Genomic DNA, 15,112 nt, shown 5'->3' on the forward strand with positions numbered 1-15,112 from the left:
ATGCCAACAGGCGTACCTTTGCGGCTATCGGTATCCGCAGCTACTTGGTGTGGTAACCCGAGGCGCAGTACAGCTCACCCGGCCGATTAGAAAATACCGCCTAGCAACATATTTTGAGAGTAAACGTTCGGTGATCGTATACGGACAGCTGCTCGGATCAAGGGCTAGGCAGCCGGCGGTTGTCTAGTCAGCTCGGACGACACATTCAACAGTATGGGACCAATAAAAACGATGAAACAGAATACGATATTTGCCGAAATGGAAGCCCAGCGTAAACAAGGGCAGATAAAACGTGGGAACAACCGGGGTTCCAGTGCGCATCTTCTGAGGTGTAGTGGCATTGTGTTTACCAGCAAGAATGAGGGGGCTCACCTGATCGTGTGCGGTCATCAGGGCCCCATTGATTTTTGGCCAGGGACCGGGAAATGGAAAGGGCGCAAAGCGCGGTTGACGGGTATGGGGGTGCGTAATCTGATTGAAAATATCAAGAACGGACGCCTATAACTGAGGGCAGGGCGCCCGAGATTGGCATCGTGGCCAGGCGAGGCGCCGAGCGAGTCTTGCTCTCAACTGAGAAAAGGAGCACGACGGTATGATCTCGATTGCCAAGGCCTTGACGCCTGAACAGCAGACAATTCAGAAGCTGCAAGTCACAGTGGGGAGTCGGGTCTATCTTGAAAGAGTGCAACTCTCATTCGGGATAGCTATGATGGCATACAGCTTGGCAGGGGCTTTGCCATATCGCTCATAAGAGGGGCCGAGAAGGCTCAGCTGGACAATGGAGTGTTCATGTCGGAAGTACAGTCTGGAATGTACGATGCGAGATTCAAGCGCTGTCGGGAGGCTGGCTTAAGCGTTGATGACGCGATAACTGAGATCACCGATCAGTACCTCGACGGCAAGCCGGCTAGGCGGAGCAAGAAAAACCCCATTAAGGCGAGCGAGCGCGATACAGCTTTCTGGACTAGTGACTTCCTTGCACAACTAACGCCAGATATCTGTGCATCCAATTCATTCGTACTGGCGCTTGCGCGTTACTTTGCTCAGGATGTGGTTTCCAATCGATCATTGCTGTTGCGCATAGCAGCGCTTGTACCTTCGGCCGTCAGGCGAGCCATTCGTTACTCGCGGCTGGTAATGAGGCCTGATTCGAAAAGCTGGAGAGAGGTTGAGGCGCTGGCTGACAGCGATCCCGATCAGTTTGGTGCACTGGTCGCCATTTGCCGTCGGTTTCATATAGCGCACCAGGACCGTTTATCGCTGCTGGAAGAGTCCCGGTCTCCACTTGCACGTCTGACACCATTGGAATTACTTTCATATTCTAGCCTCTACGCGTTCGAGTACCTGATTCCGACTGAAAAGGTGCTAGGTCAGGGGGCTGGCTCCGATAACGAGATGGAAGATCACTGGTATGCGTTCAATGACATCCTGAAGTGGAAGCTGGAATCGTTTGATTGTAGTGCTCTCAATCTATCGGTATCCGATATCGGTCGGTCGCTACAGCAGCATATGTCGCCGTTCCTGTTTCCGTCACCCGAGCACTCCGGCCAACACCTAGTCATCTACCCGTCTTTCGTAAAGCTCGTCGCGGCGCAGCTCGAGTACAACAGTTTCATGTCCCAGTCGATCGACGCATTCTGTTACGACGACAGTATCCGCTTCAAACTGGTGGGTAATGACTTGACCATCGTTGAGGTGGATGTCGAAGAACGACAGCGATGGAAGCGTGGCGGTGAGAAGCTCGCAAGGCTGCACCAGTACTGGTATTACCGTGCAGTGGCTGAGTTTTCCCGGTCAGGCATGGAGGGGAAGGTAATAGGGCTTCCTGAGAACCACGAGCGCAATCAGGCAGCAGTCATCAAGACATTACGGATTCAGCTTCAGCTAACCGAGGTGTTCGGGTTAAGCGATCACCTGCTGACGGACAGCGGGCTTCGCGTGGATCTGTATCAAGCCCTACTGTCAATGGAGCTAATGACTGCGTTTTACAATGCAGCCTTTATAGAGCCATTCAATCGCTATCTCGATGAAACCGGACACTGGTGTAAAGCGCTGTGCCTTCTGGCAATCGAAGGCCTTCAGGATGGGATGCAGAACCGATTTCCCATCACGTTCTCGGACCGCAAAGAAAAGATTGAAGCCATACGTGGCTGGACCGTGAACGAGGCCCTACCCAAGGGCAGCCTGAAAGCGGCAGAAGCCATACTCGATTTCTGGACCTCGGACTTGAAAGAACGGGCCGCCCAATTACGCGACAAGCGCCACGGCCCGATACCAGAACTCCATGAACGGCCGGTGCTGAAAATGGGCCGTTTCCTGTTTCAGTTACCGTGGCTGATGGCGTTCCAGAACAATTCTACGGCGGCACTTAACAACCTGCGCCGTATTGGGGGGCGAAGACAGGAAACCCGGGATGAGACCCAGCGTATCGAGACACGGCTGGCGGAGCAGTTTGCTGCGCGTGGATTCAGAGTCGTAGCGAATTATCAGCCCCCTAAAACGGATGACTATGATCCGGGTGAAATCGATCTGATCTGCCAGCGGGATGGTCACCTGCTAGTGCTGGAGATCAAGTCTACCTTCTTGCGCAGTTCGCAGTTCGATGCCTGGCTGCACAAAACACAGACGCTGCGTAAAGCCGGGACGCAAGTAAAGCGGAAGGTCGAAGCTGTTACCGAGGTGTTGAAGACCGATATGACCCTGGCAACTAGTCTGGGACTGGAGAACGACGCTGATGGCCTGAAAATCCATGGCTGGATTGTAGATACGTCGATTGAACACGACCATGAGCGTTTCTCGGGCTTTCTGAAGGTTTCGCTCGAGGAGGTCCTGATTGCCCTGTGGGATGATGCGTATTATCTGAATGACCCGGCTGGCATGTTTCTAAATCCACCGGTACTGGAAGCGAAGCCTGCGGAGGCAGGGCAGGAATTTGGATCGCTTTATCAAAACGGTATTTCCGGCCGGGACTTCGTTAGCGTAATCGAGCAGGAAACTGTCTGGAATGCGACAAGTTAACTGGGTTAAATTAATGATTGTTTGCTGGTTTTTCCGATATTTCTGATGCTGCTGATTTATTGAGTGGTATGACTGTGTGCTGCAGAGATATCTGTTTGCTGTCGACCCAAAGCGGACATTGCCTGCTACCGCGCCCTGTGCATAACTCACCCTCAAAGCCTGTGCGCTTATACAGCGTATTGGACGCCATACGGCCTTATTGCGCGTTTTACAGCATTCATGTGCTCGTTTCTGACTGGTATTAGGAGCAAAAATGTTACAGTATCAATGCCTTATGGATTGGGGCCTGTTAAATACTGCGCACGGCCTAGTACGAAAATATGCATGCACGTTTTCAACGGAGGAGAATGGCTGTGAATTCTCAAATATTGTTTCTTTTTGGTCGCTTAGGCTTTCTTAACGCTATCTTGGTCTGCGCGTAAACGAGCATGTGCAGTATTTAAATGTAATATATCTAAGGAGATTTTATGACTAATCAACCACTAAATAGTAGTGACCAGAGTAAAATTTTGATATTTGGTTTGCTCATGCTGCCATCCTTAGGGTTTCTTGTAGGAGTAATTCCCGCTTTGTTTTTAGTATTTGGGATATTCATGATGAAGAAAAATGAAGATTTTTCTCATGTGGCTACAGCAGTTAGAAACTTTCGAGGTTATGTATCACTTATTTTGATCGCCTGTTTAATCGTGGCAGCGTACAGCGCAACTACTTTAAACGAAGAAGACTACTGGGATCGTCAGGACGAAGAGCTCTATTTTTCTCTAGCATTCGCTGGAACTTGTATAGCCTATTTGATTTTTGTGAAATTTCTTTTTATCAATCCACTTGATCGGCACAGCGAGTGGGTAGAGATTAATGGCATATTTTCTAGAAAGCCAAAGAGCCCCACTGAATCTGTAGCTTTAGGAGAAGTAGATATTATCAAGGGAGAAAAGCTCAAACAATATTCAGTAGCAGATGAGCTTATAAAATGGGCAAAGCTGAAGGAAGATGGCCATATCTCCGAGGGGGAGTTCAACGAAGCCAGGAAAAAGCTTCTAAAGCGGGCATAGGAATTTATGAATATATATGAAAAGCAATTCGAATTACAGCAAGGCACTGCAGCATATTGGCATAGCAAGTCTCATGACCTGCTGGTGTCAGCTCGGACGCTGTGGCTTGCAATGCAAGAAAATCGGAACTTAGAAGTGAGTTGTTGGGCTACCTATAAAATGTTAATTGGAATGTCCTTCGAGCTTGTTTTCAAGGCTCATTGTGTCGGTAGAAAAACTGATTTTAGGAAAAATCACAAGCTGTCCGAACTTGCTTCGACGGCAGGTATTTCAATAACAGACGAGGAAAAATCAATTTTAGATATATTGACGGAGTATATTATTTGGGTGGTCGGTATCCCACCCCAAAGTTTCCTCAACACCTCAGAGACCATTGGAAAAGTCAAAATGAGGTGCTTATAGAGGAAGTCCAGCTAGGAAGTTTGAAAGGTGGTAAAGCCAATGGAAAGTTGGATTTTGAATGCCTTCAGCCAATTTGGCGGAGATTGTCTGACGCTTATCTAGCTGCGTACAGTTGAAATATAACAGCGGGCTAAAATTCATTCCGGCGACAAAAGCGTGGCCTCCACCGAACTCGCTAATGATCGCCGCCTAACCGGACGTTAGGTACTAATCGCGCAACGTCCGCTTTGTGCCGTAGCGACCATCATGGCGATCAGAGTGTCGTAGCGTTGATCGCTACAAGCTACCATAGATGCAAAGGCTTAACCATCAGATCACAGGATATTAAAATGGCAAAGGATACATCGTCGAAGTCATGGGCCGTCCCTGGTAGCGTTGGCTGGCATAACAGCCAGGCATCAAGCTACTGGGATCGCATGCTGTCTATCGAAGAGGTTGCCTGTGTCCTGGGCGTCAGGATCACCGAGTTGAAGCATGCCGTGCAGCATAACCTGCCGCTGAAGGGGAAGAATCCGCCGGCCCTGAATCGTGTGACGAAAGGGAAGATGTACTTTGAAGGATGCGCTGTTAAAGCCTATATCGATAATTGATCAATACGACGTATTCGCACAGGGTCAAATGGCAGTCTGAAGCGTACACCGCACTCAGCATGATGGCCCACCCGCCGTGGGCGGAGTGGCAACTTCACAGCGTTACCCTGAAGGCGCCACAGTTCAGGGTAACGTGGCCTGATGCTGCCAAGCCCCTCAGTACTTTCAATTTTTAATTCGTATTTGCGCCATATCCCACTTGATCAGCGCACGGCTTAACCGTTGGTTAGGCATTCGTACCGAGCCAGAAACCCGTTTCAGCATATCTACGGCGCCTTTTTGGCCCCTTCAAACCGTAACGCTTCTATTTGTGAATAGTCTTCCAGTACCACTGGGTTGGCCCTGCAGAGGTTGATGTCTTCCACGTCAAGCGGGGCTGTCGGCACCTGCATGAGTTGCAGCAGGTAGATCGCCGTGGCAGCGCGGGTTTTAATGCACAGCACCTCGTCGCTGAAACAGCGTTCGTGCCGGATAAGTGCCTGCTGTTCTGGCGTCAGCCCGGGGTTGGGGATCAGTCTTAGTTCAACCTCCCGCTGCCAGAGCCTATCGTGCGTCGGATCCTCCAGCCGGGGGCCAAGTATTTCGCCGCACGCCAGAATCCTCCCGAGCAGGAAGTCGCGATAATCCCGGTTTTTCTCGCAGAAGGCACGCAGGTGCCAGCGGTAGCCACTGGAGACCAGTGAGTGCGGAGCTATGATCCGTTCTTCTCCCTTTGGGCTGGTCATGGAGGCATAGGTCAGCTCCAGCCGCTGGCCTGTCCGGCAGGCTTCGACTACTTGACGCACGATACGTGGTTCTGCCCGGCGCTGGGGTGGACGAATAACGCAGGTGTGGCTTTGTGACAGGGCGATGCGTTCAACAAAGCCCTCAAGGAAGCTGTGTGAATCCAGCAGGTTCAGGTATTCATCTACGGTACCAGTCGTGAAGTGCGGGGTGAAGTTTACGGAAGGTATATAGCCCTTCAGATGAGCGTCGTAATCGAGGTTCTCCGGTACCATCTGCTTGTATTGATTGATATCCCGGGAGGCCTGCTGACGCTTGATGCCAAAGGTGTTGCACAGGTGATTGGTTGTCAGGCGCCCCTCCCACAGGGCAATGATCTCGATATAGCGATAACGCAGTAACACTTCCCACTTCAGATCTTTCAGTGCCGTCAGCATCCTACCTGTCCCTTTCAGGGTACATGTCCTGTTAAGGGGACATATACATGTATACAAATCTTACATGTGATCAAAAGATAACCTAGTATTGGGCTCTCAACAACGGTTGATGGATAACGGAGGCGGTGATGTTTTCAAAACATGCCACACAACGTATGCAGCAGCGCGGTGTTTCAGGCCTGATGGTTGATCTGCTGATCGACTATGGCGCAGTCGACTACCACCGTGGCGCACAAGTGATCTGGCTCGACAAGCGTGGCTGGCGACAGCTATGCCGGGAGCTGCCCTGTACCAGGCAAGTGCTCGACAAGGTGCGCCGCTGCTACCTGGTTATGGCGGCTGGCATCGTGGTCACCGTTGGGCACAAGACCTGCCACTTCAAGACAAAACGTCACTGAAGCTTTCAAACCGAGGCGATGACCATGGCGATGCTGCTTATATTGGTTGGTTTGGCCGTCATGATGGATCACCCCTTTTGGGGTGAGCTAATCGCGGGGCTTGGGGTGCTGGCTGCAAGTAACCCGAGCGAAGCTGACACCTGTGCGATCGGTATTGTCGGCGTAGTCGGAGGGTTGTTTCTGCTCTATGTCCTGCACTCGTGCTCAAGTGCAATGCACCAGACCGGTCTTGGCGGATAGTTAAACCAACTCGGCTGATCCTGAAAAATGATAAGAACGGAGAAACTCCCATGGCTAGTCAATGGACTTACGCAAAGCTGGAAGGGCTGGGTCGTACCCGGTTGTCGGAAAACTTTTTTATGCGGGAGTTTTTGCACTCCGAGATCGCCCAGGCCCATGGCTTAACCAACGCGCCGGAAAACCCGGAGCTGGCGATCGCGGCAGGTACACAGCTGTGCGAGCAGGTACTGGAGCCAATCCAGGCGGCCTGGGGCAAGGTCCATATTCGGTCCGGTTATCGATCGCCCGAGGTCAATGCCCTGGGCAACAGTGCAAAAATGAATTGCGCCAGCAACGAGAGCAATCGGGCTGCCCATATCTGGGATGCGCTGGACGCTAGCGGCCAGATGGGTGCAACCGCCTGCATTGTTATACCCGCCTGGCTGGATCAGTTCGAAAAGACGGGCGACTGGGCGTCACTGGCCTGGTGGATTCATCATCAGGTGCCCGGCTACTACGAGATGGTGTTCTTCAAGAACCTCTGCGCCTTCAATATCCGCTGGTACCAGGGCAATGATGGCAACAAGACCATCCGCTCCTTCCTACCGAACCCTGATACGGGTGATAAAGCAGCTTTGCTCAGCAGGGGGCAGGTCCATTCGTATTACGCGTTAATGCCTGAGGCACAGCGCTGTGCAGGGGCCCAAGTCATGATCAATTCGATACTTGCTGTTTAAGGTCCAAATGGCGGCTATGCTCTATTTCACTCGCAAGTGCAGACAAGGATGATGTGATGCCACGATTTCTACACACTTCTGATTGGCATATTGGGCGGCTGTTTCAGAACGTATCGTTACTCGATGATCAGCTGCATGTTCTGAAGCAGATCAAAAGTTATGCGAAGGAACACGGTGTAGATGCCTTGGTCGTGGCTGGGGATATCTACGATCGCTCCGTTCCACCCGCTGAAACGGTTGATGCGCTGAGCGCATTTCTGGCCGACTTCACGGCTGAGCTTTCCATTCCAGTCATCTTGATATCCGGTAATCATGACAGTGCTAAACGATTACGATTCGGCGCTCAGTACATGTCCGGATCCGGCCTGCATATTCTCGGCGATATCCTTAACGTTGCGACTCCAGTAACGCTCGAGACGGACAGCGGCCCGGTCCATTTCTACGGCATTCCCTATCATGATCCGGTCGAGGTGCGGGAGGCTTATGGGTGTGACGTAAAGAATTATGATGAGGCGCACACGTATCTTGCGCGACTTGCCGAACAGGCACGGACTCCTGGCATTCCTGCTGTTTTGATCAGCCACTGTTTTATCGACGGAGCTGAGGGGTGTGACTCCGAGCGCCAACTCTCCCTTGGCGGGGCTGATCGTGTCTCCTATCAACCGCTGCAGGAGTTTGATTATGTGGCGCTGGGTCACCTGCACGGGCCGCAGTACAAAGGCGCCGACCATATCCGGTACTCGGGTTCGCCGCTGAAGTACTCGTTTTCAGAGCACCGGCAGCAGAAAGGTGTGATCCTGGTCGAACTTACGGACGATGGCGTGATTTGGGAGCACCTAGAACTGATTCCTAAACGTGACCTGCGAGTGTTGGAGGGAACGTTGGCCGAGCTGATGGAGCAGGGGCGCAGAGATCCTCGCCAGGACGACTATATACTCGCCCGCTTAACCGATACCCAGGACCTGCTGGAGCCAATGAGCCAGTTGAGACAGGTGTATCCCAATACGCTCGAGCTGGAAAGGACCAACTTCGTCATTTCCCGTGGCAGCCAGCTTGTCGCCGATGTCAGCAGTCGACGCAGTGAGGACCAGGTGTTCAAGGATTTCTTTCGGCAAGTGATGGGTGGTGAGCTTACTGATGAACAGAACGAGTTGCTGTTTGAAGTGATTACCGAGGCTCGTGCCGGCATGGAGGAACAGGGATGAAGCTGCATAAACTGAAACTGTCTGCCTTCGGTCCCTTCGCCGGCAATGAGTCCATCGATTTCTCGCAACTTGGTGAGAATCCGCTGTTCTTGATCGATGGCCCGACCGGGGCAGGAAAATCATCTCTTCTGCATGCGGTCTGCTATGCCCTCTATGGTGAAACGACCGATGCCGAGCGAAAAGAGCTCGGTATCCGGTGCGACAATGCAGATCCCGATGTACTCACGGAGTTGAAGCTCGAGTTCAGCATCCGTGGACAGCGTTATCGTATTCATCGAGTGCCGACACAAGTGCGCCCGGCCCGACGAGGTGATGGCGAAACGGAACAGAAAGCTACCGCACACCTGGTCCGAATTGCAGATGATGGGACTGAAGAGACGCTGGTCCCCAAGAAGAAAACAGAGGCCGATGTCCATATCAGGGCGATACTGGGCCTGACCACTGATCAGTTCCGTCAAGTCATGGTGTTACCGCAGGGGAAGTTTCGTGAGCTGCTGTTGGCGAAATCTGACGACCGCCAGGAAATCCTGTCGACGCTATTTCAGACCGAGGTCTACAAGCGCATCGAGCAGCTATTGAAGGACAAAGCGGGCGACATAGAGAGACAACACAGAAGATTTGAAGAGAGTAAGACCGAAGCACTGCACGAAATCCACATTGCCGATGTTGACGCTTTACTGGAGGCCATTGCTCAGTCATCCACTACTTTGGCGGAAAGAGAGAGCGCAAAGGCAAAGGCGGACACCTTCAAACGAGCTGAAGAGGCGAAGCTGAAAGCAGCTGAGGCATTGCAGAAACGCTTTGAAGAGCAGGAGACCAAGCAAACAGATCTGAAGACTCATCAGGAACGCAAGCCCGAAGTCGACGAGGCTCGAGTGCGAATCCAGAGAGCGGAGAAAGCCGCTGCCATCGCGCCGCTCTGGCAGACGTTGCAGGGACTGGATCAGCAAATTCGGGTTCAGGACGTCGAGACTAAAGCGGCGAATAGTGCGGTGAATCAGGCGAAGCTTGAAGCTGATGAAGCCGTGAGAAGCCTGCAGGAAATGGAAAAACGTTACGAATCGCGTGATGAACTGAAGGCTACGGAAACTCGTCTTGCAGGCTACCGGAAAACGCTGGAAGGCTATGAGTCGTTAAAGGCAGCTGTTCAGAAGGCTAACTTAGCGCATCAAAAAGCCCTGTCCAGGGTTGAAGCGCTCGATCACGAGATGGCCAGTATCGACAAGACTCTCGAGGGTCAGATTGAAGAAATCGAAGTGCTCGGTAAACAGATCGGGCAGAAGGCAGAGTGCATTGAGCTGCAGATTGCGGCTAAGCGTCGACTAGACACTCGAGTTAAGCTGGAGGCCGCAGCGGCATATTTGGCAACGCGCGAAAAAGCCGTGCGCGTGGCCCAGGCGGCACTAGAAGAAGCAGATAGAAGCTATAAGCAAGCGAACACCAACGCCGATCGGCTGGAGATGACCTGGTTTACCAATCAGGCTGCAGTGCTTGCGCAAAAGCTGCAGCTGGACCAACCCTGTCCTGTGTGCGGTAGCTCCGAGCATCCTCACCCAGCTGAGTTTCCAGAAGACATAGAGAAGGTCAATCAGGACGCAGTTGATCAGGCGCGAAGAGATGCGAGCGACTGCCTGAATGCTCGGTATTCATCGGAGACGCAGCTAACTGAGTGCGTAAGTGCAGTACAGCACCAGAGAAAGCTCATTACTGAGCTGGAGTCGGAGCTGGGCGAAAATGCCACACATACGGTAGATGAGTTAACGCAGGCTCATCGTGAGCTGGAGAAGCGCTTGCAGCAGATTTGCAAGAGCGAACAGCAGTTAGAAACCGTAAAGGCAAATAGAAAGACAGAGGAGACCAAGCGGATCCCGCTGGATACGGAACGCACCAGTCTCAATAAGGGTATGCCGGAACTGAGTGCTGCGAAAGCGGCAGCCGAGAACCAGTTGGCAAATGCCGAGAAAGAATTGCCTGAAGCATACCGGAGCCTAGATGCGCTGAACCGGGCCATCCTAGATACCGTTCAGGCAATCAAAAAACTTGAAACAGACTACCAAGGGGCCCAGAAACGGCAGGCCGAAGCTTCAAATGCTGCTTCCGCAGCACAATCGAATCTGAAGGCACTCAACAAGCAGCTGCAAGACCTGCAGACGCGTAGAACGACTCAGTCCAGCCTTTGGCAAAGGGTGCTGTCGGATAGCGAGTTTGAAAACCAAGCAGATTTTGAAACCAGTGTGCTGGAAGAGACGACGACTGAAGAATTGCGGACCACTGTAAAGGGTTATGATGACAAACTTCGTTCGCTGAACTCCCAGCTGGAACTGATCGCACAGCAGCTGGCGGATCAACAGCCACCGGATATGGCCTCACTGGAAGCGAATCATAAAGCTTCTGAAACCGCCTACCAGGAGGCCGAGAAGGCCTGGACAGAAGCTCAGCAAGCTAAAGCGCTGCTGAATCGAACATTAGCGAAAATTCGTTCCCTGGAAACACAGCAGCAAGCGGTGCAGCGGCAATACGAAGTGGTTGGCAAAATGGCCAAGGCTGCCGGAGGAAGAGGTGACGTCCGGGTTAGCCTGGAGCGTTTTGTCCTTGGCAACCTGCTCGATTCGGTGCTCAGCGTCGCGAGCCAGCGCCTGCATGCCATGAGCAGAGGCCAGTACCGTCTCGTGCGTCAGAACGAAGCGGACCAGAAGCGGACCATGACCGCCGGGCTGGATCTGGCCATCGATGACGCTTACAGCGGCAAGACCCGGCCGGTTGCCACCTTATCGGGTGGTGAATCTTTCATGGCTTCGCTTGCATTGGCGCTGGCGTTGTCCGATGTGGTGCAGCAGCGCTCCGGGGGAATCCAGCTCGACACCCTGTTTATCGATGAAGGCTTCGGAAGCCTGGATCAGGAGTCATTGCAGTTAGCTATAAACACTCTTGTTGAGCTGCAGTCCAGCGGGCGGACCATTGGCATCATCTCTCATGTGTCGGAGCTGAAAGAGCAGATGCCGCTGCGGATTGATGTTAGTAGCTCGCGAGCGGGGAGCACCGTAAGAATGAGCTGTCTGCCGTGATTAGCAGGAGCTTGGGAGTATCTGATTTGCAACGTGAGTTAGCCGGTGCGAGCTGCAACGAGATAGATGATTCAGATCCACTTTATCAGGCAGCTTTACCGTATCGATTTGTTTGATTTTTTAGCAAAGCTAATCGGATGTTTAAGAGCGCTTTCCATCCACAGTTGAAAGGCGCTGACCGAATAAGTTACTACAAATTGATTACCTTGTGTTCAGAGAGCGGCGCTAGCTGAACAAGGATGAGCAGGAGTTTGTGTTATGTCGGAAATAAAATTTCTCGGTAGCGGGCTCAAGATAAAAAAAAAGCTCACGGAGCTGATCTCTACGCAACCTGACGGCGAAGCTCTACTGATGCTGGTGGCTTATTGGGGCATCGGTATAGATGATATTCTTGAGCCAGGGAAAACTTACAAAGCTGTTTGTAATTTGACAGATGGTGGGACGAACCCCGCCATCATTGAGGTGCTGCAGCACCGGGACGATATAGATATAGAGCTGCGACATCAGCTGCGGCTGCATTCGAAGGTTGTGGTGGGCGAGTCGGGAGCGCTAGTTTCCTCTGCGAATATTTCGTCGAATGGTCTCTCGCTAGGTGAGCAATCAGGCAATATTGAGGCAGGTATTTTTTTATCGTCTGCGACTGATCCGTACAACGACGTGCTCGCCTGGGCAGAGGAAGTATGGCGGTCGGCTAATGAAGTCGATCAAGAAACCCTGCGTAAAGCGAAAGAGGCTTATGCCAAGCGGAATCCATCACAACCGATCCCCCCCAAAGATGAGAAGCCTACTGATAATGCTGAAGAATACGAGGGGGCTGAAGCTGAAGTCCGACTACCAACTTTATCGGAATATGACCTTTTTGCTCCTGAGAAGATTAATACAAACAATATACTCAGGACAGCTAGTACGCCGCTTTTGAATAGTTACCGTAAGATGACAGGACGTGATGTTAAAGGAAGAGATGGATGGATCGCTGCCTATGTGGTTAACCTGTTATGGACTCATCTTGGTCATAGCATTTCATGGAAGCTTGGTACATTTCACCGTCCTGAGCAAGTGGTCAATCGATGGCGAGATGAAAAGGTAAAAGATGATACCGTCAAGAGGTTTTTGCGGTGGATTACTATAGAAAATAACTCAAATAGCCGTATATCCAAGGTGGCTTCTCATCTGCTAATGACTGCCTGGCAAAAGTATACAAGTGGAGATAAATGAATGGAAGCCAATGCCCGCAATCTGGAACGTATTTTTGATAGCACCGTTTCATATCAGATCCCGCTGTTTCAGCGCCCTTATGTCTGGAAAGAGGAAAGCAACTGGCTACCGTTGTGGGAAGATATTCTCAGCCTGCTTGAGCGCCAATTGAATGAGGGCCGATGCCGCACGCACTTTCTGGGGGCTGTGGTGCTGGAGCAGCTTAACAATGCTTCAGGCTCGATCGAAACACGCCAGGTTATTGATGGGCAGCAACGCTTTACTACCCTGCAGCTGTTTATGATTGCGGTACGTGACCTCTGTCGACCGGCTGAAAATGACAAGTACTTCGAGCGCTTCAACGACTTGGTAACCAACAAGGCAAACAAGGTGGATCTCGCCCTAGAAGTCTACAAGGTTTGGCCTACCAATAGCGACCGTGAGGCCTTTGAATTGGTCCACAGGTCAGGCTCTGATGAGACCATCAAGGCGGCTCTGCAAGCGGATCCACAACTGAGTTCGCAGTCTCACCAGATAATTGGCGGCTACCAGTACTTCTATGGCGTTCTGCGCAACTGGCTTGCTGGCGATCTGGATAATGAAGATTATAGCAACAAGGATATTTCAGTCGATGATCGGTTGGATGCACTTTGGCAGGTCGTGCGCAATGCGCTGCAGCTTGTCGTTATCGATCTGGACAGGGATGACGAATCCCAGGTGATATTCGAAACCTTGAATGCCCGTGGTACCCAGCTCCTCTCGGCGGATCTCGTCAAAAACTATTTGTTCCGTCGAGCGCAGGGGGAAGGTCAGGAGATCGAACCGCTTTATGAAGACTACTGGAAGGCGTTTGACGCTAAGTTCTGGCGAAAAGAGATCAAGCAAGGGCGTCTTAAACGGCCCCGTATCGACCTCTTTATGCAGCACTACCTGACTTTGATGATGCGAGAAGAAATTCGCCCAACTCATTTATTTGAGTCGTTCAAACATTATGTCCAGGACCTAGAGTTGGATGCTCCTGAAGCGCCTTTGGGCTATGGGGAGGATTCTGTTGAGCCATTAACAATACATCCCTGTGACACCCGGGGGCATTTAGAGTCACTCGACCGCTACGCTCGCGCATTCAAGTCCTTCGTGCAGCCAGATGTAGGATCTCGCTTGGCGCATTTCCTGCATCGCCTGGAAGCTGTCGATACCGCGACGGTCTATCCACTGTTGCTGCTTGCAGGAAATAAGCTATTGCCTACCCAGCATGAGGAGTTCGACAAGCTGCTTTATGTGCTTGAGTCCTTCCTGATGCGCCGCATGATCTGCTGTCTGACCACCAAGAACTATAACCGTCTGTTTTTGGATGCCATCAAGTTCATGGGCCGCAGCGGCGTAGTAAGCGCCGCTGTTCTTGCTGAATTTTTGAAAAATAGCAGAGGTGGGGACAGTGTTCGTTTCCCTGATAATGATGAGCTCAGCCATGCGATAAAAATCAATCCTCTCTATAAGCGCCTTAGGCAGTACAAACTGCGAGCAGTACTTGAGGCCTTGGATATGGCAATGCATGACAAGAAAAGTGAACAGCTTCCCTTACCTGACGGGCTGACAATCGAACATATCATGCCGCGAATCTGGCTGGAGAACTGGTCAATTCCGGAGTTGGATGCGGAGCATCCGGAGCGTAAGGTGGCCTTTGTTCAAAACCGCAATCATGCGTTACATACACTGGGCAACCTGACGCTGATCACTGGCAGCCTGAACCCTGCACTGTCCAATGGTACCTGGCACCAGAAACGTCCGGAACTCGTGAAGTACAGCAAGCTGAATCTTAATCGCTATTTCCACAGGCCTTCAGATCCAGAGGCTACGGATGAGCTGGCCGAGTGGAATGAGGAAGCAATAGCGAAGCGTGCTGAACATCTTTCCGAATTGGCGATTCGTGTGTGGCCATATTGAATGACGTGGAGAACCGTTGAAGTTTGAACTTAGGCATAGCGGTGTAGTGAGCTGAAGGTGAAGAATGATGAGTCATCCAAATTGCTAACTCGACAGCTAGCCTCACGATACCAAAATTGGATTAAAGG

12 protein-coding genes are annotated in these 15,112 nt (G+C 51.7%); 11 read left to right on the top strand and 1 reads right to left on the bottom strand.

Going from position 1 to position 15,112, the window contains the following annotated elements; all coding sequences use genetic code 11:
• The first annotated feature begins 789 nt into the window (after nt 1–789).
• From A8C75_RS08910 to A8C75_RS08925, 4 genes are all read left to right on the top strand, one after another.
• Complete coding sequence (locus tag A8C75_RS08910) at nt 790–3,018, top strand: PDDEXK family nuclease (RefSeq protein ID WP_084783897.1); 2,229 nt, start codon at nt 790–792, stop codon at nt 3,016–3,018.
• Between the two features lie 467 nt (nt 3,019–3,485).
• Nucleotides 3,486–4,070, top strand: coding sequence for an SHOCT domain-containing protein (locus tag A8C75_RS08915; RefSeq protein ID WP_067380926.1), 585 nt, complete (start codon nt 3,486–3,488; stop codon nt 4,068–4,070).
• A 6-nt stretch (nt 4,071–4,076) separates the two neighbouring features.
• Nucleotides 4,077–4,472 (top strand): hypothetical protein, encoded by a 396-nt coding sequence (locus tag A8C75_RS08920; protein WP_067380929.1) that lies wholly within the window; start codon nt 4,077–4,079, stop codon nt 4,470–4,472.
• A 329-nt stretch (nt 4,473–4,801) separates the two neighbouring features.
• Nucleotides 4,802–5,062, top strand: a complete 261-nt coding sequence (locus A8C75_RS08925) for a hypothetical protein (RefSeq protein WP_067380933.1) — start codon at nt 4,802–4,804, stop codon at nt 5,060–5,062.
• 266 nt (nt 5,063–5,328) lie between these two features.
• On the opposite strand, the gene A8C75_RS08935 is transcribed toward A8C75_RS08925, so the two are convergent.
• A complete protein-coding gene (locus tag A8C75_RS08935) occupies nt 5,329–6,222 on the bottom strand; it encodes a helix-turn-helix transcriptional regulator (protein WP_067380939.1) in 894 nt (297 codons plus the stop codon).
• Nucleotides 6,223–6,350: 128 nt separating this feature from the next.
• Between A8C75_RS08935 and A8C75_RS08940 the strand changes: the two genes are divergently transcribed.
• The 7 genes from A8C75_RS08940 to A8C75_RS08970 all read left to right on the top strand — a co-directional run bounded on the left by A8C75_RS08940 (nt 6,351) and on the right by A8C75_RS08970 (nt 14,984).
• The gene (locus tag A8C75_RS08940) at nt 6,351–6,620 is read left to right on the top strand and encodes a hypothetical protein (protein ID WP_084783899.1); all 270 of its coding nucleotides are present in this window, start codon (nt 6,351–6,353) and stop codon (nt 6,618–6,620) included.
• A 24-nt stretch (nt 6,621–6,644) separates the two neighbouring features.
• Nucleotides 6,645–6,860: a hypothetical protein gene (locus A8C75_RS08945; protein WP_157890255.1), complete on the top strand. Its 216-nt coding sequence runs from the start codon at nt 6,645–6,647 to the stop codon at nt 6,858–6,860.
• A gap of 50 nt (nt 6,861–6,910) precedes the next feature.
• On the top strand, nt 6,911–7,576 hold the full coding sequence (locus A8C75_RS08950) for a D-Ala-D-Ala carboxypeptidase family metallohydrolase (RefSeq protein ID WP_067380946.1): 666 nt from the start codon (nt 6,911–6,913) through the stop codon (nt 7,574–7,576).
• A 56-nt stretch (nt 7,577–7,632) separates the two neighbouring features.
• Nucleotides 7,633–8,781 carry an exonuclease SbcCD subunit D gene (locus A8C75_RS08955; protein ID WP_067380948.1) on the top strand — a complete coding sequence of 383 codons (1,149 nt, stop codon included), beginning with the start codon at nt 7,633–7,635 and terminating at the stop codon, nt 8,779–8,781.
• On the top strand, nt 8,778–11,846 hold the full coding sequence (locus A8C75_RS08960) for an AAA family ATPase (protein WP_067380951.1): 3,069 nt from the start codon (nt 8,778–8,780) through the stop codon (nt 11,844–11,846). Before A8C75_RS08955 ends, A8C75_RS08960 begins: the two co-directional genes overlap by 4 nt.
• Before the next feature lie 258 nt (nt 11,847–12,104).
• The gene (locus A8C75_RS08965; RefSeq protein WP_067380954.1) at nt 12,105–13,061 is read left to right on the top strand and encodes a phospholipase D family protein; all 957 of its coding nucleotides are present in this window, start codon (nt 12,105–12,107) and stop codon (nt 13,059–13,061) included.
• Complete coding sequence (locus tag A8C75_RS08970; RefSeq protein WP_067380957.1) at nt 13,062–14,984, top strand: DUF262 domain-containing protein; 1,923 nt, start codon at nt 13,062–13,064, stop codon at nt 14,982–14,984.
• The last annotated feature ends 128 nt before the right edge of the window (nt 14,985–15,112 follow it).

Origin of the sequence: Marinobacterium aestuarii (genome assembly GCF_001651805.1) — a bacterium.
Taxonomy (GTDB): Bacteria; Pseudomonadota; Gammaproteobacteria; order Pseudomonadales; family Balneatricaceae; genus Marinobacterium_A; species Marinobacterium_A aestuarii.